This is a genomic window from Mobilicoccus massiliensis (assembly GCF_000826525.2).
Classification (GTDB): Bacteria; Actinomycetota; Actinomycetes; order Actinomycetales; family Dermatophilaceae; genus Mobilicoccus; species Mobilicoccus massiliensis.
The window spans coordinates 90,299-112,795 of the sequence record NZ_LN651330.1 but is presented as its reverse complement, the minus strand read 5'-3'; the positions used below and the strand labels follow the sequence as shown (position 1 = coordinate 112,795).

The window sequence follows — 22,497 nt, the reverse complement described above, 5'->3', positions numbered from 1 at the left end:
GCAGGCAGGTCTCCCCTCGTCACCATCGCGGTCGTGCGCCGGCGGTCGCTGCCGGCCCGGCACACACGGTGACCGTTCAGCGTCAGAGCTGCCACAGATACGACGACGCCGCAGGATCCGGGTGGATCCTGCGGCGTCGTCGGTGACCGAGGTCAGCCCCAGACGAGGCCCCTGGCCGGATCGGCGAGGATCGCGGCGATGTCGGCGAGGAACCGGCTGCCCAGATCGCCGTCGATGAGCCGGTGGTCGAAGCTCAGACCGAGCTGGGTGACCCAGCGAGGCTCGATGCGCTCGTCGGCGCCCGTCCCCACGACCCACGGCTGACGACGAACCGCCCCGAACACGAAGATCGCGGACTCGCCCGGGTTGATGATCGGCGTACCGGTGTCGACACCGAACACACCGACGTTCGTGATCGTGATCGTGCCGCCCGACATGTCCGCAGGCTGAGTACGGCCCGAACGTGCCGTGTCGACGAGCGCGCCCATGGCCTCGCCGAGCTCGCGCATCGACATCGCGTCGGCGTCCTTGATGTTCGGGACGATGAGCCCGCGCGGGGTGGCCGCGGCGATGCCGAGGTTGACGTAGCTCTTCTGCACGATCGTGGCCGAGCCGTCGGGCTCGTCGACCCACTGTGCGTTGACGCCGGGGTTACGGCGGCACGCGAGCAGCAGGGCCTTGGCGACGACGAGCAGCGGGGTGACCTTGACGTCGCGGAACTCACGGTCGGCCTTGAGCCGCTCGACGAGCTCCATCATCGGAGTGACGTCGACCGTGACGAACTCGGTGACGTGCGGAGCGGTGAACTTGCTCGCGCTCATCGCCTGCGCCGTCATCTTGCGCACGCCCTTGACCGGGATGCGGGTCTCACGCTCGCCCTGAGCACGGGAGGTCGCGGCCCCGGAGGACGCGGCCACTGCCGTCGTGTCGGCAGCTGCGGCCTGCTCGCCCGCGTCGCGAGCGCCACCGGCGATGTACGCCTCGACGTCGGCGCGGGTGATGATCCCGTTCTTGCCCGAGCCGCTGACCTGGGCCAGATCGATGCCGTTGTCCTTGGCGAGCTTGCGCACCGGCGGCTTGGCGAGCGGGCGACCCGCGGAGGCCCGGGCCGAGGTCCGGTCGCTCTGCGCCGCGGTCTCCTGCGGTGCTGCCTGCTGCGGTGCTGCCTGCTGGGGTGCGGCGGAGGCGGGTGCCGCGCTCGCAGCCGGCGCCACGGGAGCGCCGCCGGCGGCACCGCCGGCAGCCCCCGCACCACGCCGCTTACGACGCGTCGTCGAGCCGGCGATCTCGCCGTAGCCGACGAGGTTCGGCTCACGCTTGGCGTCGTCCTCTCCCGCGCCGGCCGCGTCGCCCTCAGCGCCGGCGACGCGGATCGTGATGATCGGCGCCCCGACGGCGACCTCGGTGCCCTCGGACTCGAGGATGTCGACGACGGTGCCGGCCCACGGGATCGGCAGCTCGACGAGCGACTTGCTCGTCTCGACCTCGACGACGATCTGGTTGACCTTCACCTCGTCGCCCGGCTTGACCTTCCACGACACGATCTCGGCCTCGGTGAGGCCCTCACCCGGGTCCTGGAGGTTGAACGTCTTGATCGAGCCACCACCCGAGGACGACCCCGACGTCGACCCGGCCGACCCGGCCGACCCACCGGTCGCACCCGCCGTGCCCCCGTCGGTGACCTTCGTCGCCCGGGAGCGACCGGTGCTCTCGGGAGCCGCCGTGCCACCCCAGCCGTCGCCGGCGTCGGTGGGCGGAGCGGCGTCACCGGCATCGGGCACCGGGTCTCCCGCGCCGGCGACCTCGATCGTGATGATCGGCTTGCCGACCTCGACCTCGGTGCCCTCCTCGACGAGCAGCTCACCCACGGTGCCGTCCCACGGGATCGGCAGCTCGACGAGGGACTTGCTCGTCTCGATCTCGACGACGATCTGGTTGACCTTGACAGCGTCGCCCGGCTTGACCTTCCACGACACGATCTCGGCCTCGGTGAGGCCCTCACCGGGATCGGGGAGGTTGAACGTCTTCGTACCCATGTCGATGCGTCCTCTCCGTGGCGCGGTCAGTACGCGAGCACGCGGTCGACGCCGTCGAGCACGCGGTCGAGGTCGGGCAGGTGGAGGTGTTCGAGCTTGCTCGGCGGGTAGGGGATGTCGTAGCCGGTGACGCGCTCGACGGGCGCCTCGAGGTGGTAGAAGCAGCGCTGCTGCACCTGGGCGGCGATCTCGGCGCCGAGGCCGAGGAACTTGCTCGCCTCGTGGACGACGACGAGTCGGCCGGTCTTCTCGACCGAGTCGGTGATCGCGTCGATGCCGAGCGGGTTGAGCCCGCGCAGCTCGACGACCTCGATGGACGTGCCCTCCGCCTCGGCCGCGGCGGCGGCCTGCAGGGCGGTCTTCATCATCGGGCCCCACGCGACGAGGCTGACGTCGGTGCCCTCGCGCACGAGCCGCGGCTCCTCCATCGAACGAGGCGCGCTCGTCGCGTCGAGGTCGACCTCCATCTTCTCGTGGTAGCGGCGCTTGGGCTCGAAGAACATCACCGGGTCGTCCGAGGCGATGGCCTGCTGGATCATCCAGTAGGAGTCCTCGGCGTTGCTGCACGTCACGACCCGCAGACCGGCGCTGTGGAGGAAGTAGGACTCGTTGGACTCGCTGTGGTGCTCCACGGCACCGATGCCGCCGCCGTAGGGCACGCGCACGACGATGGGCAGCCGGACGTGCCCGTGCGAGCGGGCCGGCATCTTGGCGAGCTGGCTCGTGATGTGGTCGAACGCGGGGTAGATGAACCCGTCGAACTGGATCTCGACCACCGGGCGGTACCCGCGCAGCGCGAGACCGATGGCCGTGCCCGCGATGCCGGACTCCGCGAGCGGGGTGTCGATGACCCGGTCCTCGCCGAAGTCCTTCTGCAGCCCCTCGGTGATGCGGAACACGCCGCCGAGCTTGCCCACGTCCTCGCCCATGACGATGACCTTGGGGTCGTTCTCCATCGCGCGTCGCAGGCCGGTGTTGATGCCCTTGCCCAGCGTGAGCTTGGTGCTCATCACGCCTCCTCGTTCTCGAAGCCGGCCATGTACTCCTCGAACTCCGCACGCTGCTGCTCGAGCGGCTCGTGCGGGTCGACGTAGGTGTTCTCGAAGAGCATCGACGTCGGCGGATCGGGCATCTGCTGGACCCCGGCGCGGACCTTGGCGGCGAGCTCGTCGGCCTCGCGGTCGACCTCGTCGAAGAACGCCTCCTCGGTCTCGTGCAGCGAGAGCAGGAAGTTCTTGAGCCGCATGAGCGGGTCGCGCTCACGCCACAGTTCGACCTCCGCGGAGTCGCGGTACTTGGTGGGGTCGTCGGAGGTGGTGTGCGCACCCATGCGGTAGGTGTAGGCCTCGATGAGGAACGGGCCCTGGCCGCTGCGGGCGTGCTCGAGCGCGTGCTGGGAGACGGCGTAGGTGGCGAGGACGTCGTTGCCGTCGACCCGCACGCCGGGGAACCCGAAGCCGGAGGCGCGCTCGTACAGGGGGTTGCGGGTCTGGCGCACGTTGGGCTCGGAGATCGCCCACTGGTTGTTCTGGCAGTAGAAGACGACCGGCGCCTGGTTGACCGCGGCGAACACGAACGACTCCATGATGTCGCCCTGCGCCGTGGCGCCGTCGCCGAAGAACGTGACGACGGCGGTGTCGCGCTCGGGATCGCCGGTGCCGTAGTCGCCGTCGCGCTGCACACCCATCGCGTATCCGACCGCGTGGAGGGCGTTGTTGCCGATGACGATCGTGTACATGTGGAACCGCTTCTCGTCGGGGTCCCACCCGCCGTGGCTGCAGCCGCGGTACATCCCCATGATCGCGAGGGGGTCGACGTCCTTGCACCAGGCCACTCCGTGTTCGCGGTAGGCCGGGAAGGCGTAGTCCTGCGGCTTCATCGCCCGGCCGATGCCGATCTGCGCGGCCTCCTGGCCGAGCAGGCCGGGCCACAGGCCGAGTTCACCCTGTCGCTGCAGGGCGGTGCCCTCGGCGTCGAGGCGCCGGATCAGGGCCATGTCGCGGTAGAGGCGACGGCCGTCCTCCTCGGTCAACGCGTCGACGTACTTGTCGTAGGGCAGGTTGACCTCGTTGCGGATCCGGTTCCCGTCCTTGTCGATGAACCGGATCGCCTCGGGCCCGCCGTCGTAGAACGGCGAGCCGACGGTCGACTCATGATGTTTGACGCCTTCGACCTCGAAATCGAAAGCTCGGGCAACTCCGTTGTCGCTCATACGCACTCCTTCGTGGAGAGTGGGACGGACCGGCAGGTCCGGCGTGGGGTGGGTGCCGCACCTGTCCCCGATGCCGTCGGCCTGGGCGTGTCCGGAAGACGGTAACCCACATCACGCCCGTCGGAGGCACTGTGGCCATGAGTTGGGCGGGCGTCTGAACTCGCGTGTAGTCGGGCCGATAGGAGGGCATGTCGCCGGATCGCCTCCGCCCGCCCGCACGCCGCCGGGTGTTCCCCCTCGTAGCCCTCGTCGTCACCGCATCGCTCGCGCTGCTTCTCTGGGGGTCGGCGGTGTGGCAGACGGGCGCGAACGCGCTGATGAGCGCGACGGCCGAGAGAGCGACCGGTGAGGTCGTCTCGTGCAGTGCCGAGGTCATCAGCGGTTGCGTCGTGCGCTACGCCGCACCCTCCGGGCGGGTCGAGACGAGCGACATCGACCGCCCCGGTCTCATCGGTGTCACCACCGGCGACGTCGTTCCCTTGTGGCTGACGGGCGACGGCGCGGTCGCGGTCGCCGGGTGGCGGCCGTGGGTGGACGCGGCGCTTCTCGCGGCGTTCGCCGTCGCGATGTCGTTCGGGTCCGCGCGCTGGCTGCCCACCGTGCTGCGCGAGGGCGACCGTCTCGCCGACTACGACGACGTCGACCTCGATCTCGACGTGGATCGAGGCGACGCCTGGGGCCACGACTCGCGCGACGCGGGTTGAGAGACCCGGCCGGTTTCCGCGTCCGGACCGCCGGATCAGCGCAGCCGCTCGGCGAACTCCCGGGCCACCTGCAGCAGGCGCGTGTTGGCTTCGGGGGCTTCGACCGAGACCCGCGCCCCCTCGTCGCCGAACGCCCGCACCGACAGACCGACCGCGTCGGCGGCCTCGGCGAACTCCTGGGTCCTCGAACCCAGCGGCAGCCACACGAAGTTGGACTGGGTCTCCGGAACGTCGTAGCCGAGTTCGCGCAGGCCCTGCAGCACTCGCGTGCGTTCGCCCACGAGGGCCTCCACGCGCTCGAGCAACTCCGGCTTGGCCTCCAGGGAGGCGATCGCGGCCTTCGCGGCGAGGTCGCTCACGGCGAAGGGGATGACGCACGAGCGCAGCGGCCCGGCGATCTGGGGACGCGCGACGGCGTACCCGACGCGCAGGCCCGCCAGCCCGTACGCCTTGCTGAACGTGCGCAGAAGCACGACGTTGGGGTGGGCGCGGTAGACGGCCAGGCCGTCGGGGGCCTCGGCGTCGCGGACGAACTCGAGGTAGGCCTCGTCGAGGACGACGATGACATCGGCCGGCACTCGCTCGAGGAACCGTTCGAGCTCGCCGGTGTGCACGACCGGGCCGGTGGGATTGTTCGGGCTGCACACGATGACGAGTCGGGTGTCGCGGGTGATCGCGTCGGCCATCGCGTCGAGGTCGTGGCGGCCGTCCTCGGTGACCGGCACCTGCACCGACCGCGCACCCGAGAGCGCCACCATGATCGGGTAGGCCTCGAAACTGCGCCAGGCGTAGACCACCTCGTCGCCGGCCTCGCACGTCGCGCCCACGATGGCACTGAGGACGCCGGAGCTCCCCGTGCCCGGCACGATCTCCTCCGCGCTCACGCCGACGTCGGAGGCGATCGCCTCCCGCAGCGCGGCCGTTCCCATGTCGGGGTAACGGTTGAGCTGTTCGGCGGAACGCGCGACAGCCTCGATGACCCCGGGCAGCGGCGGGTAGGGGTTCTCGTTGCTGCTCATCTTGTACGAGACGAAGTCCGGTGACTGCGTCGGCGGCCGGCCCGGTTTGTACGTCGGCACACCCTGTAGGGCATCCCGCAGGCGCACCACTCCGGTCTCGACGTCGCTCTCGCCGTGTACTTCGGTCATCGTGGCTCCTTGCCTGGCCGTGGTCCTGGGTGCGCGGGACCCGGGCCTCGGGCCGGTCTTCTCCACGCGTCCACACACGATGGCATGTCCGGCCCTCACCCGGAACAGGAATCGGCGAGGCTCGTCAGGGCCGGGCGCCGACGGAGGCGGGCACCGCACGGTGGACGCCCACCCGCTTGGCCTGCCAGAGCAGGAGCACGGTCGCGAGCGCGGACACCGCCACCGAGACGAGCGCCTGCTCCGGCGTCCCGGTCGTCGTGTTGTCCACGTAGCTCTCCGAGACCGTTCCGGTGAGGATGCCGAGGAAGAACACGACGACGTTGTTCGTGGTGTGGAGGGCGACGGCGGCCTCGAGCCCTCCGGTGCGCCACGTGAGGTAGACGCACGCGACTGCGATGCCGCCGAGGTCGATGAGGATCCACGGGTCCATGGAGCCGTGGGCCGCGGCGAAGAGAACCGTCGACAGCGTTCCCGCGACGACGAGCCCGACGATCGGTCGCCGGAAGCACGACCCGATCGAGGCGAGGACGAACCCGCGGAACAGGTACTCCTCCCCCGCCGCCTGCAGGGGGGTCATGAACACCGCCATCGCGAGCAACGCCGGCCAGCCCTGCGAGGGACCGAGGCTGCGGGCGCCGTCGAGCGCCCACACGCCGACGACGTAGACGACGAAGAGCGGCAGGAGGACGAGCACGCACCGGATCAGCCACGCCCACCGCACGCGCCCCTCGACCGAGTGGAGGAACCTCGCCGCGACCGGGAACCCGATGGCCACCGCCGCCAGCGACACCACGATGAGCAGGGCCAACGACACGTTGAGCACGAAGGTCATCGACGGCGTCATCTCCATGTCCGTGGAGAACGCCTCGGCGCCGGTCGTCGCCGCGACCGTGAATCCGTAGACGAGCATCGGCACGAACACGGCCACCAGGCCGAGGACGATCGCCAGCACCCACGCCACGACCGGGTTCCACCATCGCCAGCGAGGGCTTCGCAGGACCTCGCCGTAGGACGCTCCGATCAGGGGCAGGGACAACGGACGGGCCGGGGTGAGGACGGGTTCGCGCATGGTCCCATCCTGACAATCACCACGCCTGGCGCGGAATCGGCCGAAGGGCGGCACCTGTCCTGACCAAAGTCGACGGCGTCGATCGCGGGGTAGGACCGACGAGACCGGCGGTGAGGCGAGGCCTCGCTACCGCCACAGGGGGGTTCGCGTCGGACAGGAGTCGGTGCCGAGCGCGGCGAGGTGCCGGTTCGGGATTCAGTCGTCGACGTTGCTGCCGCCGGCGTTGCCGTCGTCCCCGCGGCGGCCGCTGTCGTTGCCGCGCTCGCCGGCAGTGCCGCGACCCCTGCCGCTGGGTGCGTCGTCGGCGCCCCGCCCCGCCTCGGCCGTGACCGGCGAGGCGGGCGGTGGCGCCGTGGTGGGCTGCGTGGTGAATCCGAGGCCCCCGGCCGCCGGGGTGGGAGTCGTCGTCTCGGGCCCGGGGATGCCGGGCGTCGCGGTGGCCGGAGCACCCGGGGTCGGGGTGGCGCCGTTCGAGGGCGAGGCGCTCGAGGCCGGTGGCGGGGTCGCTCCGGCGCGGTAGTGGGCGGCCCAGGGCAGCACGTCGGCGGGGAAGGCCGCGGTGTCGTCGAGTCGGACGAGCCCTTCGGCGAGGCCGTCGGGGGTGGAGAGGTCCGAGCCGGCCGAGCACAGCAACGTCCCGACCGCGAGCGCGGCGTCGTCGGAGTCGGAGACGTCGGTGCGACCGTCCTGGTCGCCGTCACGGCCGATCTTCTCCCAGGTCTGCGGCACGACGAGCATCGGACCCACGCCCCGGTCGAAGGTGAGATCGCCGTCGAGGGCGCCCTTGTCGGTGTCTCGGACGAGTTCGGCGCCGACCGTGGTGCCGTCCAGACGCGGGCCGACGATGCGGACGGTCGAGGTGCCGTTCGCGTCGACCTGGCCGCCGGCGGCGTGGTTGGATTGCACCTTGCCGATTCCCGCGAGCAGCCACCACGGCAGCCGGCACTTCGGAGACTCGTTCGAGCCCGCGAGCGTGGCCTCGGCGCGGCGGTAGGAGTCGAGCACGCGCGGGGGAATGGTGTCGGTGGCGCCCGCGGCGAGACCCGGCGGCCTGCCGATCGTGTCGTCGAACAGTGCCTGCGCCGTCGGCCGGGCGGCATCCACCGACGCCGCGTCCGCCGTGACGGCGTGACCTAGGGAGGTGACGATGTGCGCCTCGGCGGCCCGGGCGGTGTGCTCGGAGCCGCCGACGGGGCGCGTCAGCGTGTAGGCCACGAGCCCCGCCGAGGCGGTGACGACGACGGCCGACCCGACTCCGACGAGGACGACGGGCAGGCGTGACCTGCGCGGCTCGGTCTCATCGGTGATGTCGTAGCCGTCGGCATCCAGTTGACGCTTCACTTCGAACCCCGCCCCCAAGTCGACTGTCCGACTTGCACACGGTAACACCGCCGATCTGCAGGAGCGAGTAAAGGGTTCGCGTCAGCGCGCGCTTTCGGCCGTCGATGTGGTAGTGGGAGAAGCGGCCGAGGTGGTGGCCGGAGACGTCGGCGTGGGGGTCGCCGGCGTCGTTGGCGTCTGTGGCGTCTGTGGCTCCGAAGGGGTCGCGGGTATCGCCGGGAGGGTGCAGGTCGGACTCGGCAGAGGACCACCGGGGGTCGCCGTCCCGTTCGGTTGCGTCGTCCCCGAAGCCGGCGGCACGGGGGCGGTGGGCGTGGCAACCGGTGGGACGGGAGCCGCAGAGGTGGAAGCGGGCGTCGGGACAACGGGCGTCGTCGTCGAGGTCGTCGTCGGGGTCGGCGCTGGGGTCGTCGTGGTCGTCGACGTGGGGCTCGGGTCGAGCACGCACGGAGGCAGGGCGGTGGTGGCGTCCGGGCGCGAATCCGGCGCCGTGTCCGTGATGGGTGTCGGCGGCGTCGTCGACGAAGGACGTGTCGGCGTCGACTCCCGGGGCGATCCGGTCGGTCGCGCCGTCGTGCGGCGCGTGGTGGGGAGCGCAGACGCGGCCGGGCGCGGGGCGCTCGGCATGCGCGTCACGGTGGGTGAGGTCGACGCGCCGCGACGGGTCGCCGCCGACGTGCCGGTCCCTTCCCGCGGGGCAATCGCGTTCGTCCCACTGCGTGGGGCGGCGGGGGCGGTAGCACTCCTCGCCGGCGGCCCGGCGGCGACGACGGTCGGAGGCACCGCGGCTCGCGGGGAGTCGCCCGCCCCGACCGGCGGGATCCACAGCGGTGGCGGCGTACGGCCGTCGCGGTAGGCCTCCCCCGCGGCGAGGACGTTGTGTACGTAGGTCTCCGAGGGGTTGTAGCGCAGGATCGCGGTGCGCAGGGCGGCCCGATCACGCAGATCGTCACCGCCGGAGCACAGGTAGCGTCCGGCGCTGAGCGCGGCGTCGTCGATGTCGTGGGGGTCGGCCTTGCCGTCCGCGTCCCCGTCGGCGCCGAAGGATCGCCACGTGGAGGGGAGGAACTGCATCGGACCCACGGCGCGGTCGTACGCGGTGTCGCCGTCGAGGGCGCCGCGGTCGGTGTCGGGCACGACCGCGGTCTCCGGCGTGGACCCGTCGAGCACCGGACCGTAGATCACCCCCTGCGTGCGGCCGTCGCCGTCGACCCGCCCACCGGCGTGACCCGATTCGACGTGACCGATGCCCGCGAGCAACCACCACGGCAGGTGACAGCCCGCCTGCGTCCTGACCAGCGACGCCTCGGCGGACCGATAGGCCGCCGCCACCGGCGCGGGGATGCCCGTCGGACTGGCCGCCGTCAGCCCCGCGAAGACGGCCGGCAGTCCCGAGCCGTTCCGCGCCACTCCCAGCCACGGCAACGAGGCCGGAACCGCAGTGCGGGGCCCGGCGACGCTAACGACACCGACGGGCCGCGGCAGCTCCGAACTCGACAGGCCGAACTCCGGCGGCGCCCCGGCAGCCAGAGGGGCCAGCGCGATCGTCGACGCGGCACCCACGACGGTCGCCTGTCTGGCGCGCGTGAGCCCTCCCGTACCCGAGCTCGAGTCGCGGCCCGAGCCGGAGACCGACCGTCGCAGACGTTCACTGACTCGCGACCAGGCGCCGCGACGGCTCATGGAGGGTCCTCTCGTGACGGGCAGGAGGCATCGCCGGCGTCGGCGACACCCGTCTGTCCATCGGCGCGGCGACCGCGCACTTGAGCCGGCGCACGCGATCGCCGGGGTCGCGACCGTCACCTGAGACGGGCCGTCCTGAGAGGCCAGGAGAAGGCACCCGTCAGGCCCCCGGCACACCACTCAGACCTCGCCCGGGGTCAGGCGGGAATCGCCCTGAGTCAGTCGCAGCATCGGTCACAGAATCAGTCACGACATCCACCCCTGGACACGCCGGTGGGCGGGGAGCACGACGGCTCCCCGCCCACCGGCGGGGGGGGGGACGGGCGATCACATGTCCTGACCCCCGCTGACGCCCCGTCGCAGCATCGGTCACAGAATCAGTCACGACATCCACCCCTGGACACGCCGGTGGGCGGGGAGCACGACGGCTCCCCGCCCACCGGCGGGTGTGGAGTCGGACGATCACATGTCCTGACCGCCGTTGACGCCCCAGACCTGGCCCGTGATGAAGCCGGATTCGTCGGCGCACAGGAAGTGCACGACGCGACCGATCTCCTCCGGACGCGCGAGGCGGTGAACGGGGATGTTGCCCTTGATCTTGTCGAGGACCTTCTCGGGCACCGCCTGCACCATCTCGGTGAGCACGTAACCGGGCGTGACGGCGTTGACCGTGACACCGATCGTGTCCTCGGTGAGCTTGCCGTCGCGGGCGAGCTGGAACGCGGCCTCTCGCGCGAGGGTCTTGGTGAGACCGAACAGACCGGCCTTGGACGCCGCGTAGTTGGCCTGGCCGATGTTGCCCATCTCGCCGATGACCGAGCTCACGTTGACGATGCGGCCCGTGCCGCGCTCGAGCATGTGCTTGAGGGCGGCCTGCGAGAGGTAGAACGCGCCCGACAGGTTGACGTCGATGACGGACTGCCAGTCCTCGTCGGTCATCTTGGAGACGACCCGGTCACGGGTGATGCCCGCGTTGTTGACGAGGATGTCGAGGCGGCCGTGCTTGGCGATGACCTCCTCGATGGTGCGCCGGCAGTCCTCCGGGTTGCCGACGTTGCCCTGGTGGATGCTGAACTCGCGGCCGTCGCCGCCCCAGTGCTCCTCGAGGTCGGCGAGGAACTCCTCGGCGCGTTCGGTGTTGCCGGCGTAGCCGGCGGCGACCGTGGCACCCTGACGCGCGAGGCTGCTGCTGATCGCGGCGCCGATGCCACGCGTTCCTCCGGTGACGAAGGCGACGCGACCGGCCAGCTTGCCGCCGCGGGGTGCGGCGCCGAGCCTCGTGGGCATCGTCTCCTCGGCGGATACGGTGGTGGTCTCTGCGGTCATCGAACTCTCCTTCTGGTGGTGGCCCTCCCGTGGCAGCGGGAGGGCCGTGGGCATCGCTTCGGTGCTGAGTGAGGTTCGTGCTGGTGGTGCAGGAGGTCGGGCCGGCGGCGAGGGCGTACACCGCCGGGGGCGTTACTCGACGAGGTCGGCGCTGTCGATCTCGTCGAGTTCATCGATCGCGTCGATCTCGTCGACGAGGTGGATCGGCTCCCATTGGGAGCGGGGCTCGAGCCAGTCGGCGATGTCGGGCCAGATCTCCCGACGGGCCTTGGATCCCGCCATGAGACCGATGTGGCCACCCTTGCGGTCCATGTGTTCGACGTCGTCGCTGCCGATGAGGTCGAGCAGCGGCAGGGTGGACTCGCGGGGCGCGATGTGGTCGGCGCTGGCCGTGACCACGAGGATGCTCTGCGTGAGATTGCGCAGGTCGACGCGGCGGCCGCGCAGGATGATCCGGCCGCGGACCAGCCGGTTCTCCTTATACATCCAGCGGATCCACTGGGCGAACGCACGGCCGGGGAACGGCGGGTTGTCGCTGACCCACTTGCTCATGGCCTGGTAGGCCACCTTGTTGACCGTGCCGTCGTGCACCTGCTCGAACAGCCGACGCTTGGTGACGACGTGGTTCTGCACGGGCTTCATGAGCTTGTTGGCCCAGTCGACCGCGCGGCCCGCGAGGTTGCCGACGGATTCGACGACGAAGTCCTCGTCGAACGCGTCCTGACCGACCCACTTCTCGTACAACGACCCCTGCGTGTCGACGGGCATCGTCAGCAGCACGAGGTTGCGTGCCGGTCCGTCGTTCTCGAGGGCGGCGTACATGGCGGTGAGTGCCGCACCGATGCACCAGCCGATCATGGAGATCTCGTCGCTGCCGCTCGCCCGGCGCACCTCGCGCACCGCCCACGTGAGCTCGTCGCACACGTAGTCGTCGATGCCCATGTCGTCGTCGGAGCTCGACGGCACGCCCCAGTCGAGCAGGAACACGTCGAAGCCGCGCTCGAGCAGGAACTCGACGAACGAGTTGCCCGGCCTCAGGTCGAAGATCATCGGCCGGTTGATGAGAGCGAACACGAGCAACACGGGCACGGGGAAGCGGCGCTTGTTGCTGCGGTACCGGTAGAGCGTGGTGTTGCGGTGCGTCCACACGACATCCTTGGGCGTCGCACCAATGACCGCGTCATCGGTGGTGAGCAGGATGTTCGAGGTCTGCAGGACGGTCTGCGGGAGCCGCAGCATCGACTGGAGCATCGTCACTGCTCCGATCCCTCCGGCGTGACCGAGGCGGAACGGGCGGCGGAGGCACTCTTGGCCGCCCGGGCGGTCTTGGCCGTGCGCGCGGTGCGCCGGGCACGCGTCGAACGGTCGGAGACCTCGGCGGCGGACGCGCGACCGGCCGCGGCCCGACGCGGCCGGGCCTCACGCAGCGCCTCGTCGCGCTCGGCGCGGGTGGCCGCGAGCTCGTCCTCGAGGTTCTCGACGACCTGCAGAACCTGCTCGAGCTTGTCCTCGGTGCGGTTGAGCTGGCGACCGAGCCGCTGGATGTCGCGCTGACCCGCGAACCGGGTCGCCCGGACGGCCTGGTCGAGCCCGATCGAGACGACGCGGCTCAGCGCGACCGCGTTGCTCGTGAGGGTCGCCAGGACCTCGGCGAATCCCTGGCTGGCGACGAGCTCCTCCGATGCGCGCGACACCTGCTTCTCGGTCTTGTCGTAGGCCTCGCGGAGCTTCTGCTCGGCCGGTTGCTGCTGAGCCATGACATTCCTCGCTTGTCGGTGGGGCGTAGTGCGGAACGCCCGATGGCAGGCACGAAGATGTGTGACCTCGGACACTCGATGTGACCCTAACCCGATGCACGGCCCTACCGGCGAGTCCGGCACCGACGAAGACAGATGACGACGCATGTCGAGATGCACGTGACGAGGGCCGAATCCGTACAGAACCACGAACGGGCGAATGCGACACTCCGGGCGCCAGGACCCTCGTCCCGTATCCTGGGACGGACGCACCCGGACCGGGCGGCACTCCCTCGATTCGATCGACCCGAGGCACGGCCCGTCCACCGAAACGACCGCCACGACGTCCACCATCACGAGGAGGGGCCATGACGCAGGAGAAGCCGCCATCGGTGCTCGGGTCCTACATCCGGGCCCAGCGCCAGCTCGCCGATCTCTCGCTGCGCCAGCTCGCCGGGCTCTCGAACGTTTCCAACGCCTACCTCAGCCAGGTGGAGCGTGGCCTGCACCAGCCGTCGCTCAAGGTGCTCGGCTCGATCGCCGACGCACTCGACATCTCCACCGAACACCTGCTCACCCAGGCCGGGATGATGTCGGCCGGCGCCACCAACCTGCGCAAGGCCCGGGGAGACGGTGAGGCCGGCGAGGACGCCGCCTCCCCCGCCGTCGTCGACGCGATCGACCACGACCCCGTGCTCAGCGCGGAGGAGAAGCAGGCCCTCCTCGCCCTCTACCGCACCTTCGTCGAGCGCCACGTCGAGGCCTGAATCCGTCTCGGCGGGGCACACTCCGACTCGCGCGACCCGCCTCGCGCGACCGCGAACGCGATCCCTCACCCTCGAGGTGGCCACCCCACGGCCACCCCCGCGTCATCCGGATGCCTTTCGGGTACCGGAGAGTCGACGTCACACCGCATCGCCCGACTGCTTGACATGCCAAACACTGGTGCGTACTATTTCAAGCAGAGTGTCCGGCGATGACGGGCACTGCCGACGACACCGACCCGAAGGAGTCACTCATGTCGATCACCAGCCAGTACATCGAGGCCACCCGCAAGATGCAGGAGAACTGGTTCTCCGCCGTGGACGCGATGACCTCGCAGTTCTCCCAGCAGCTCGAGCGCCCCACCGCGATGATGACGCCGTCGAGCACGGTCGACCCCCGCAAGGTCGTCGACGAGCTCTTCGACTTCTACGCCAAGGCCCTCACCGTTCAGCGTGAGACCGCGCACAAGATCCTCGACGCCAACCAGCAGGTCGGCAGCCAGTGGAACCAGCAGGCCGAGGAGTTCTACGCCGCGTGGCGTGAGCAGGCCAAGACGATGACCGAGACCGCCCGCCAGCAGATGGAGTCCTTCGCGAACTCCGCCCGCGAGCAGGCCCTGCAGTTCGGTCAGGTCGTCGAGGAGAAGGTCGCCGAGGCCCAGGCCGCGTCCCGCGACCAGGCCGAGCGCTTCACCAACGCCGCCGCCGAGCAGACCAAGCGCATGACGAGCGTCGCCACCGAGCAGACCCAGCGCGCCACCGACGCCGCCAAGGCGCAGACCGAGCGCGCGACCGACGCCGCCAAGGCGCAGACCGAGACCGTCGCCGACGCTGCCAACGAGCAGACCAAGCGCAACTACAACCTCATGAACACCGCTCAGCTCAAGTCCGAGCTCGCGGCCAAGGGTCTCGACACCAGCGGCTCGCTCGACGAGCTCCGCACCCGCCTGCGTGAGCACGAGGCCCAGGCCTGATCCACGCTCTCGCCGGTCATCCGGAGTGAAGGGCCCACCCCAAACGGGGTGGGCCCTTTCCCGTGCCCCCACCCTTCACGCCGTCTCGACGGGGCCCGATTCGTTCCCCCGTCACGTCGATGCCGTTCGCATGCCGATCCGCACGGTCCGCACGATCGCTCGGGCACCGGCGGGCCGGGCGCGGGCCTAGAGTCGGTGACGAACCCCCTGCCGAACCTCCCGGATTCCCACGAACGGAGTGGACATGAGCGACCTCGTCAACGTCGACCTGTCAGGACGCACCGCGATCATCACCGGCGGAGTGAGCGGCATCGGCCTCGCGTGCACGCAGGCCCTGGCCGGCGCCGGCGCCGAGGTCGTCGTCATCGACCTCGACGAGGAGGCCGCCTCCTCGGTGGCCGAGCCCCTCGGCGGACGCGGCATCGGGGCCGACCTCTCCGACTCCGCCGTGCTCGACCGCCTCGACGTCACGGCCGACATCATCGTCAACAACGCCGGGTTCCAGCGCGTCTCGCCGGTGCACGAGTTCGAGCCCGACGTCTTTCGGGCGATTCAGCGGGTCATGCTCGAGGCACCGTTCATGCTCATCCGCGCCTCGCTCCCCCGCATGTACGAGCAGGAGTGGGGGCGGATCGTCAACATCAGCTCGGTGCACGGGTTGCGGGCGTCGGCCTTCAAGTCGGCGTACGTCTCGGCGAAGCACGGCCTCGAGGGCCTGTCGAAGGTCGTCGCCCTCGAAGGCGCCGAACACGGCGTCACGAGCAACTGCATCAACCCCGGTTACGTGCGCACTCCCCTGGTGCAGAAGCAGATCGCCGACCAGGCCCGCGTGCACGGCATGGCGGAGGACGAGGTGGTCGCCAAGGTCATGCTCCACCGCATGGCGCGCAAGGTCATGGTCGAGCCCGACGAGGTCGCCGACCTCGCGCTGTTCCTGTGCTCCCCGGCGGCGGTGACCATGACGGGCGGCTCCTACGTCCTCGACGGCGGGTGGACCGCGAGCTGAGGGGTTCGAGCGCACGCAGACCCGTGTCCGGCTCGTGTTCCGGCTCGAGAACGGCGGAGCGTGACGGAAGTCCCTTGCCGGGGCTGCGAGCGGGCCGGTAGACCGTTCCCATGGCTGAGTACGTGGAGTCCGTCGACATCGACACCGACCCCCAGGCACTGTTCGACTACCTCGCCGACGTGGGCAACCTGCCGCGCTACATGCCGCGGTTGCAACGGGCGGAGGAGGTCGGGGACGGTGCGGTCGAGGTCACGGCCACTCCGCGCCTGGCCGACGGCACCCGGGTCGAGGTCACGGGCACGGCGTGGACCCGCGTCGACTCCCCCGGGCACACGTTCAGCTGGGGCGCCGTGGGCGGCCGTCACGGCTACCGGGGCAGCTTCGAGATCGAGCGCTACGACGGCGGCGCCCGCCTCACCGTGAGCATCGTCAGCGAACGCGCCGACGCCGAGTCGGTGCGCGGTGGGCTGCGTGACGTCCTCGGGTCGATCAAGCGCCTCACCGAGCGTTCGGGGACCGCCTGAGCCACCCGACGTCGCCGAGTCCGCCGCTGTCGACAACAGGCGATGCACGCGTACGGCGGTACCGCTTAGGGTGGGGGCGTCCACGGGGACGGACGTTCGACCTGGAGGGGGAACCAGCGATGACGTGGCGAGCATTCATGACGATCGCGACATGCGTGGCGATGGCCGGCGCACTGACCGCATGCGGAGGCTCCGGCAGCACACCGGAGACGGGTTCGAGCCCGACCGCCTCGAGCAGCGCACCGCCTCAGACCTCGCAGAGCGCGACGGCGGGCGAGGTCGTGCCCGAGCGGCTCGACATCGACACCGTGGGTGACGGCATCACCGAGCACAAGGTCGATCTCTTCCTGCCCAAGGACCAGGGCCCCGGGCCGTTCCCGCTGGTGATCTGGGTGCACGGCGGCGGATGGAAGGGCGGCGACAAGAGCGACATCGGCCGCGCCGAGGACATCCAGATGGTGCAGACCAAGGAGCTCATGCTCTCGCGCGGTTACGCCGTGGCCGCGCCCAACTATCACCTGTTGCCCGACACCCGGTTCCCGCAGCCGATGCAGGACGTCGCCGCGGCCGTGCGCTATCTCAAGGCCCACGGCGGCGAACTCGGCATCGACCCGAATCGCGTCGCGCTCATGGGCGACTCGGCGGGCGCCCACCTCGCGGCGATGACGGCGCTCACGCCCGACCGCGCCGATCTGCAGGGCACGCTCGGCGACACGTCCACCGACGCGAAGGTCAAGGCGTTCGTCGGCTACTACGGCATCTACGACCTCACCGCGCGCACCCGCGACCAGAAGGAGATCTGCGGCGGCGGCAAGCCCGGCGCGGAGTCCTCCCACGGGCGGCTCATCGGCACCGATCCCGACGTTCCCGCGGGACACGAGGCGGCCAAGACGGCCAGTCCCGTCACCTACGCCGCGGCGGACTCGCCTGCGGTCCTGCTGTTCTCGGGGCGCGAGGACTGCACGGCGCCGTACCCGCAGGCCGAGCGCTTCGCCAAGGCGGTCAAGGACGCCGGCGGCACCTCCGAGATCACTCTCATCGACACGGCCCACGGCGACCAGCAGTTCTTCACCGACCCCGCAATCCAGGACCAGCTCATCCGGTTCCTCGACGCGCACGTCAAGAACTGACCTGCCGAAGGCGGCAGATGGGATGGCGGTCGACGTGGGGTGATCACCCCACGCCGGCCGCCTTCTCGTCTGCCACCGCGACCGGAGCCGCGTCTCAGCGGCGCGTGAGATCGGCGTGCGCGAGGTCGACCTTCTGCGACCTCGTCACGAGCTTGTGGCCTCCCCAGAGGGCGAGGAAGAACGGGAGCCCGAGGTAGGCGAGCAGGAAGTGCTTGAGATCGCCCTCGCCGGTGAAGAACTCCAAGCTCTGACCGACGATGACGACGGCGCACATGATCAGCGCGACGATGGGCCCGATGGGGAACAGGGCGGCCTTGTACGGCAGGTCGTTCGGATCGTGCCCCTGGCGCACGTACGCGCGCCGGAAGTTGAAGTGGCACCAGGCGATGCCCATCCACGTGATGAAGCCCGCGAGGCCGGAGGCGCTGACGAGGATCTCGTAGGCCGTTCCCGTGCCGACGAGGCTGACGATGAAGCACAGCGCCCCGACGAGGGCGGTCGCGGTGAGGGCCGGCAACGGGATGCCGGAGCGCGTCACGCGAGCGAACACCTTGGGCGCCTTGCCCTGCACGGCGAGGGCGTAGAGCATGCGGGTCGAGGCGAACATGCCCGAGTTCCCGGCCGAGAGGATCGCCGTGAGGATGACCGCGTTCATCACCGACGCGGCGCCGAGCACGCCGGCGTTCTCGAAGATCAGGGTGAACGGCGCGATCGTGATGTTGTCGTCCGAGGCCGCACCGAGCAGGCGAGGGTCGGTGTAGGGCAGGAGGAACCCGATGACGGCGATCGCACCGATATAGAAGAGCAGGATGCGGATGAACACGTTGCGGATGGCCCGCGGAATGGACTTCTCGGGATCCTCGGCCTCACCGGCGGCGACGCCGACGAGCTCGGTGCCCTGGAACGAGAACCCCGCGATCATGAACACGCTCATCATGCCGAAGAAGCCGTTGACGAACGGGGCCTCCCCAGCGGTCCAGTTCGAGAATCCGGGTGACCTGCCGCCGAGGATGCCGAGGATCATCAGCACGCCCACGATGAGGAACACGACGACGGTGATGACCTTGATCGAGGCGAAGAGGAACTCCCCCTCGCCGAAGGCCCGCACGTTGATCGCGTTGAGGGCGACGAGCACGGCGAGGAACAGTGCCGACCACACCCAGCCCGGGGTGTCGGGTAGCCAGAACTGCATGACGACGGCTGCGGCCACCAGCTCGCCGGCCACGGTGATCGCCCAGTTGTACCAGTAGTTCCAGCCGGTGGCGAAGCCGAACGACGGGCTGACGAAGCGCGTGCCGTACGCCTCGAACGAGCCCGCGAGCGGCAGATACGTCGCCATCTCGCCGAGGCTCTGCATGAGCAGGAACACCATGAACCCGATCGCGGCGTACGACAGCAGCGCACCGCCCGGGCCGGCGTTGCTGATCGTCGCGCCGGAGGCCACGAACAGCCCGGTGCCGATCGCGCCGCCGATCGCGATCATGTTGATGTGTCGCGGGCGCAGTGCCCGGTGCAGTTCCTCCGTGGGCCGGGCCGACACGTCGCCGGACGGCTCTCCGCTGCTGGTTGCCATGATGAGCTCGATTCGTGGTCGAGGGAGTTCCGGCACCCGCGCCGGGCCACGCGGAAACTACCACCACTCGAACCGCCCCGGGAGCCCTGCCCGCGTCACGAGCGGGTGCCGTCGAGCGCCTCACCCGCAATCGGCGGGACGGGGGCTGTGGTCGAGGTCGGGGCCGGGTCGGAGTCGGGGTCGGTCAGGACGTGGCGGCGTCCACCGCCTGCCAGTCGAGCCCCTCGGGGGTCGCGGCGGCGACGGCGGCGAGGAGGCCGAGGCGCGCGGCGCGGACGTCCTCCTCCTTCGCCATGACGAGGATGTCGTCGAAGAACGTCGCGATCGGGCCGACGAGCACCCGGCCGTGTTCGGCGAACGGCGCGAGGCCGGAGCGCGCCTGCGGGTCCAGTGCCTCGAGCGCCTCGCGGAGCTTGCGCTCGGCGGGCTCGGTGAGCAACTCCGCGTCGTGCTGCGGGGACGTGCCCGCCGGAACGAGGCGGCGGATGCGCACGATCTGTTCGACCAGCTCGTGGAACTGTTCGTCGGCGACGAGCAACTCGAGGTCGCGGGCGAGCTCGTCGGCCGCTGCGGGGCGGCCCGCGGCCGGCAGCACCGCGTTGACGATGTCGGCGCCGTGCCCCTCGTCGCGCATGAGCTGTGCGTACCGGCCGATGGTGAACTCCTCGGCGGCGTCGAGAGATTCGGGCGAACACGTGATGCCCTGTTCGGCGAGGCGGGCGGCGGCGGCCTCCAACCCCGCGCGAACGCCGAGGCCGGCGAGCTCGGTGCGCTCGCGAAGGATGCGGATCACGCCGAGCGCGGCGCGACGCAGACCGAACGGGTCGGACGAGCCGCTCGGCTTCGCGCCGAGACCGAACATGGCGGCGAGCAGATCGAACCGGTCGCCGAGGGCGAGCAGCGCGCCGGGCACCGAGGCGGGCACCGCGTCGGCGCTCGTGTGCGGCTGCTCCATCTCGTAGAGGGCGTCGGCGACGGCCTCCGGCTCCCCCTTGCGCAGGGCGTACTCGCGGGCGACGAACCCGGCGAGGCTGCTCATCTCGACGACGAGCTGCGTGGCGAGGTCGAACTTGGCGAGCTGACCGGCGCGGGTCAGGGTCTCACGCTGGGCGGCGTCGAGACCGATCTCGTCGCCGAGTGCTGCCGCGACATCGGCGATGCGGCGCGCCCGCTGCCCCACCGACCCGAGGCGGTTCTCGAACGTGAGCTTGTCGAGGCCGGGCACGAAGTCGTCGACCGCCGTCGTCTCGAGGTCGGCGTTCCAGAAGAACAACGCGTCCTCGTAGCGCGCCCGCAGCACCGACTCGTTGCCCGCGCGCACGACGTCGTCGTCGCACAGCCCGTTGGCCATCGTGACGAACGCGTTCATCAGCCTGCCGTCGGCGTCGCGCACCGGCAGGTAGCGCTGATGCTTGGCCATGACCGAGGTGAGGATGCGCTCGGGCAACTCGAGGTAGCGCTCGTCGAAGCGGCCGAGCACCCCCCGCGGGTCCTCCACGAGGTTGGTGATCTCGTCGACGAGCGCCGCGTTCGCGTCGAAGTCGATCGTGCCGCCGGTGTCCCGAGCGAGTGCCGTGGCCTGCGCCACGATGTTCTCGCGGCGCGCCTTCGTGTTCCACTCGATCCCGCCGCGCTCGATCGCCTCGAGAAGCCCCTCGGCGCTGTCGACGTCGACGAACCCGACGAGCACGCCGTCGGCGCGGTTGCCGCTGCGGCCGTCCCCCTCGCGGGTTCCGGCGGTGAGCCGCTGCAGGTAGGTGGTGCGACCGGCCGTGACCCCGGAGATGCGGGCCGGCACGACCACGTCGCCCCAGAGTGCGACGAGCCAGCGCACGGCGCGGGAGAAGCTCAGGCCCGGGTCGTTCCACCGCATGTTCTTCTCGGCACGCAGCCCGCCGACGATCTGTTCGACGAGCCCGCCGAGCACCTCGAGCGCGCTGCGACCGGGTGCGTCGACCTCGACGCAGGCGTGTTCGTTGCCGCCCACCTCGGCCTTGACGACCTGCTCGACGGTGACACCCTGCCCGCGCATGAAGCCCTCGAGCGCACGAGTGGGGTTGCCGTCGGCGTCGAACGCGGCCTGCCACTTGGGGCCCTTGCGCAGCTGGGTGGCGTCGGGCTCGCGGGCCGCGACGTCGTTCACCACGGCGACGATCCGCCGGGGAGTGCCGTCGACGGTGATGTCACCGTGCTCCAGACGGGTGGCGGCCAGCCCCTCGGTCAGCGCCTCGCGCACGGCCTCGACGGTCTGCGGGAGGACGTGCGGCGGGAGCTCCTCGACGCCGATCTCGAGCGCGAACGTCCGCGGCGCGGCGTCGGCGGGGATCGTCGGCACGTCGACGGCAGTCGTCTTCGCCTCGGCGGCGTCGTCCTGCTTGAGCAGCGGGAACCCGAGCTCCTCCCGCCGCTCGACCCACAACGTGGCGGTGTCGCGCATGAGACGACGCATCGTCGCGAACGCCTGCGCCCGCTCGGTGGTCGAGATCGCCCCACGGGCGTCGAGCACGTTGAACGCGTGGCTGGACTTGAGGATGTACTGGTGCGCCGGTACGGGCAGCCTCGCCTCGACCATGCGCGTGGCCTCGGAGACGTAGTTCGCGTACAGCGCCTTGTTCGTCTCGACGTCGGCGTCGTCGAGGTAGTACCGGCTCATCTCGTACTCCTGCTGGCCGAAGGCCTCGCCGTACGTGATGATCTCGCCGTCGGGCTTGCGGGAGTAGGCGATGTCCTTGAAGTGCGTCACGCCCTGCTGGGCCATGAGGATGCGCTCCAGGCCGTACGTCAGCTCGACCGGGATCGGGTCGAGGTCCTGGCCGCCGACCTGCTGGAAGTACGTGAACTGCGTGATCTCCATGCCGTCGAGCCAGACCTCCCAGCCCAACCCCCACGCGCCGATCGCCGGCTGCTGCCAGTTGTCCTCGACGAAGCGCACGTCGTGCGCGTCCAGATCGATGCCGAGGGCCTCGAGACTGCCGAGGTAGAGCTCCTGCGGGTCGCCCGGCTCCGGCTTGAGGATGACCTGGAACTGCGTGTGCGTCTGCAACCGGTTGGGGTTCTCGCCGTACCGGGAGTCGTCGGGCCGCACGCTGGGCTCGACGTAGGCGACGTCCCACGGCTCGGGGCCGAGCACCCGCAAAACCGTGGCGGGGTTCATCGTTCCCGCGCCGACCTCGGTATTGAACGGCTGCCACGTGAGGCAGCCACGCGAGGTCCAGTAGTCCGACAGTTTGCGGAGGGCGTCTTGCATGGTCAGCACCCGCCCAGGCTACCG

The 22,497-nt window shown here is 70.5% G+C and carries 18 protein-coding genes; 6 read left to right on the top strand and 12 right to left on the bottom strand.

Features of this window, described 5'->3' with window-relative positions:
- Positions 1-152: 152 nt before the first annotated feature.
- Genes BN1197_RS10280 through BN1197_RS10270 form a run of 3 tightly spaced genes read right to left on the bottom strand, consistent with a single transcriptional unit; the run spans position 153 to position 4,248 of the window.
- The gene (locus BN1197_RS10280) at positions 153-2,036 is read right to left on the bottom strand and encodes a 2-oxo acid dehydrogenase subunit E2 (protein ID WP_040159251.1); all 1,884 of its coding nucleotides are present in this window, start codon (positions 2,034-2,036) and stop codon (positions 153-155) included.
- Between the two features lie 26 nt (positions 2,037-2,062).
- Positions 2,063-3,046, bottom strand: coding sequence for an alpha-ketoacid dehydrogenase subunit beta (locus BN1197_RS10275; RefSeq protein ID WP_217991188.1), 984 nt, complete (start codon positions 3,044-3,046; stop codon positions 2,063-2,065).
- Positions 3,046-4,248, bottom strand: coding sequence for a thiamine pyrophosphate-dependent dehydrogenase E1 component subunit alpha (locus tag BN1197_RS10270; protein ID WP_040159248.1), 1,203 nt, complete (start codon positions 4,246-4,248; stop codon positions 3,046-3,048). The genes BN1197_RS10275 and BN1197_RS10270 overlap by 1 nt, the downstream gene beginning before the upstream one ends.
- A 188-nt stretch (positions 4,249-4,436) precedes the next feature.
- On the opposite strand from BN1197_RS10270, the gene BN1197_RS10265 reads away from it, so the two are divergent.
- Positions 4,437-4,952 carry a hypothetical protein gene (locus BN1197_RS10265; RefSeq protein ID WP_040159245.1) on the top strand — a complete coding sequence of 172 codons (516 nt, stop codon included), beginning with the start codon at positions 4,437-4,439 and terminating at the stop codon, positions 4,950-4,952.
- Between the two features lie 35 nt (positions 4,953-4,987).
- Here BN1197_RS10265 and hisC read toward each other — a convergent pair whose 3' ends face one another.
- From hisC to BN1197_RS10230, 7 genes are all read right to left on the bottom strand, one after another.
- The gene (gene hisC, locus BN1197_RS10260; RefSeq protein ID WP_040159243.1) at positions 4,988-6,100 is read right to left on the bottom strand and encodes a histidinol-phosphate transaminase; all 1,113 of its coding nucleotides are present in this window, start codon (positions 6,098-6,100) and stop codon (positions 4,988-4,990) included.
- Positions 6,101-6,224: 124 nt separating this feature from the next.
- Entirely contained in the window at positions 6,225-7,169 is a 945-nt protein-coding gene (locus BN1197_RS10255) for a CPBP family intramembrane glutamic endopeptidase (RefSeq protein WP_052466481.1), read from the bottom strand.
- Between the two features lie 195 nt (positions 7,170-7,364).
- On the bottom strand, positions 7,365-8,510 hold the full coding sequence (locus BN1197_RS10250) for a lysozyme family protein (protein WP_052466479.1): 1,146 nt from the start codon (positions 8,508-8,510) through the stop codon (positions 7,365-7,367).
- Between the two features lie 81 nt (positions 8,511-8,591).
- The gene (locus BN1197_RS17535) at positions 8,592-10,193 is read right to left on the bottom strand and encodes a lytic transglycosylase domain-containing protein (RefSeq protein WP_052466477.1); all 1,602 of its coding nucleotides are present in this window, start codon (positions 10,191-10,193) and stop codon (positions 8,592-8,594) included.
- Between the two features lie 462 nt (positions 10,194-10,655).
- Complete coding sequence (locus BN1197_RS10240; protein ID WP_245851884.1) at positions 10,656-11,519, bottom strand: beta-ketoacyl-ACP reductase; 864 nt, start codon at positions 11,517-11,519, stop codon at positions 10,656-10,658.
- A 132-nt stretch (positions 11,520-11,651) separates the two neighbouring features.
- Entirely contained in the window at positions 11,652-12,770 is a 1,119-nt protein-coding gene (locus tag BN1197_RS10235; protein WP_095999904.1) for an alpha/beta fold hydrolase, read from the bottom strand.
- Positions 12,771-12,772: 2 nt separating this feature from the next.
- Positions 12,773-13,276, bottom strand: coding sequence for a hypothetical protein (locus BN1197_RS10230; protein ID WP_040159241.1), 504 nt, complete (start codon positions 13,274-13,276; stop codon positions 12,773-12,775).
- 347 nt (positions 13,277-13,623) lie between these two features.
- On the opposite strand from BN1197_RS10230, the gene BN1197_RS10225 reads away from it, so the two are divergent.
- The 5 genes from BN1197_RS10225 (at position 13,624) to BN1197_RS10205 (ending at position 17,653) form a co-directional block, all read left to right on the top strand.
- Positions 13,624-14,022, top strand: coding sequence for a helix-turn-helix domain-containing protein (locus tag BN1197_RS10225; protein ID WP_040159239.1), 399 nt, complete (start codon positions 13,624-13,626; stop codon positions 14,020-14,022).
- A 251-nt stretch (positions 14,023-14,273) separates the two neighbouring features.
- Entirely contained in the window at positions 14,274-14,993 is a 720-nt protein-coding gene (locus tag BN1197_RS10220) for an SAP domain-containing protein (RefSeq protein ID WP_141397266.1), read from the top strand.
- A gap of 244 nt (positions 14,994-15,237) precedes the next feature.
- Positions 15,238-15,999: a 3-hydroxybutyrate dehydrogenase gene (locus BN1197_RS10215; protein WP_040159688.1), complete on the top strand. Its 762-nt coding sequence runs from the start codon at positions 15,238-15,240 to the stop codon at positions 15,997-15,999.
- A gap of 110 nt (positions 16,000-16,109) precedes the next feature.
- Positions 16,110-16,523 carry an SRPBCC family protein gene (locus BN1197_RS10210; protein ID WP_040159236.1) on the top strand — a complete coding sequence of 138 codons (414 nt, stop codon included), beginning with the start codon at positions 16,110-16,112 and terminating at the stop codon, positions 16,521-16,523.
- A gap of 137 nt (positions 16,524-16,660) precedes the next feature.
- Positions 16,661-17,653, top strand: coding sequence for an alpha/beta hydrolase (locus tag BN1197_RS10205; RefSeq protein ID WP_245851883.1), 993 nt, complete (start codon positions 16,661-16,663; stop codon positions 17,651-17,653).
- Between the two features lie 94 nt (positions 17,654-17,747).
- Here the strand turns inward: BN1197_RS10205 and BN1197_RS10200 are convergent, their stop codons facing one another.
- Positions 17,748-19,226 carry an amino acid permease gene (locus tag BN1197_RS10200; protein ID WP_040159234.1) on the bottom strand — a complete coding sequence of 493 codons (1,479 nt, stop codon included), beginning with the start codon at positions 19,224-19,226 and terminating at the stop codon, positions 17,748-17,750.
- A 184-nt stretch (positions 19,227-19,410) separates the two neighbouring features.
- Complete coding sequence (locus tag BN1197_RS10195; protein WP_082043838.1) at positions 19,411-22,473, bottom strand: glycine--tRNA ligase; 3,063 nt, start codon at positions 22,471-22,473, stop codon at positions 19,411-19,413.
- Positions 22,474-22,497: the final 24 nt, after the last annotated feature.

Coding starts and splice junctions, on each gene's coding strand:
- BN1197_RS10225 (WP_040159239.1), top strand. CDS start 13,624: ATGACGCAGGAGAAGCCGCCATCGGTGCTCGGGTCCTACATCCGGGCC.
- BN1197_RS10200 (WP_040159234.1), bottom strand. CDS start 19,226: ATGGCAACCAGCAGCGGAGAGCCGTCCGGCGACGTGTCGGCCCGGCCC.
- BN1197_RS10205 (WP_245851883.1), top strand. CDS start 16,661: ATGACGATCGCGACATGCGTGGCGATGGCCGGCGCACTGACCGCATGC.
- BN1197_RS10255 (WP_052466481.1), bottom strand. CDS start 7,169: ATGCGCGAACCCGTCCTCACCCCGGCCCGTCCGTTGTCCCTGCCCCTG.
- hisC (WP_040159243.1), bottom strand. CDS start 6,100: ATGACCGAAGTACACGGCGAGAGCGACGTCGAGACCGGAGTGGTGCGC.
- BN1197_RS10230 (WP_040159241.1), bottom strand. CDS start 13,276: ATGGCTCAGCAGCAACCGGCCGAGCAGAAGCTCCGCGAGGCCTACGAC.
- BN1197_RS17535 (WP_052466477.1), bottom strand. CDS start 10,193: ATGAGCCGTCGCGGCGCCTGGTCGCGAGTCAGTGAACGTCTGCGACGG.
- BN1197_RS10195 (WP_082043838.1), bottom strand. CDS start 22,473: ATGCAAGACGCCCTCCGCAAACTGTCGGACTACTGGACCTCGCGTGGC.
- BN1197_RS10265 (WP_040159245.1), top strand. CDS start 4,437: ATGTCGCCGGATCGCCTCCGCCCGCCCGCACGCCGCCGGGTGTTCCCC.
- BN1197_RS10280 (WP_040159251.1), bottom strand. CDS start 2,036: ATGGGTACGAAGACGTTCAACCTCCCCGATCCCGGTGAGGGCCTCACC.
- BN1197_RS10240 (WP_245851884.1), bottom strand. CDS start 11,519: ATGACCGCAGAGACCACCACCGTATCCGCCGAGGAGACGATGCCCACG.
- BN1197_RS10215 (WP_040159688.1), top strand. CDS start 15,238: ATGAGCGACCTCGTCAACGTCGACCTGTCAGGACGCACCGCGATCATC.
- BN1197_RS10275 (WP_217991188.1), bottom strand. CDS start 3,046: ATGAGCACCAAGCTCACGCTGGGCAAGGGCATCAACACCGGCCTGCGA.
- BN1197_RS10210 (WP_040159236.1), top strand. CDS start 16,110: ATGGCTGAGTACGTGGAGTCCGTCGACATCGACACCGACCCCCAGGCA.
- BN1197_RS10270 (WP_040159248.1), bottom strand. CDS start 4,248: ATGAGCGACAACGGAGTTGCCCGAGCTTTCGATTTCGAGGTCGAAGGC.
- BN1197_RS10235 (WP_095999904.1), bottom strand. CDS start 12,770: ATGCTCCAGTCGATGCTGCGGCTCCCGCAGACCGTCCTGCAGACCTCG.
- BN1197_RS10220 (WP_141397266.1), top strand. CDS start 14,274: ATGTCGATCACCAGCCAGTACATCGAGGCCACCCGCAAGATGCAGGAG.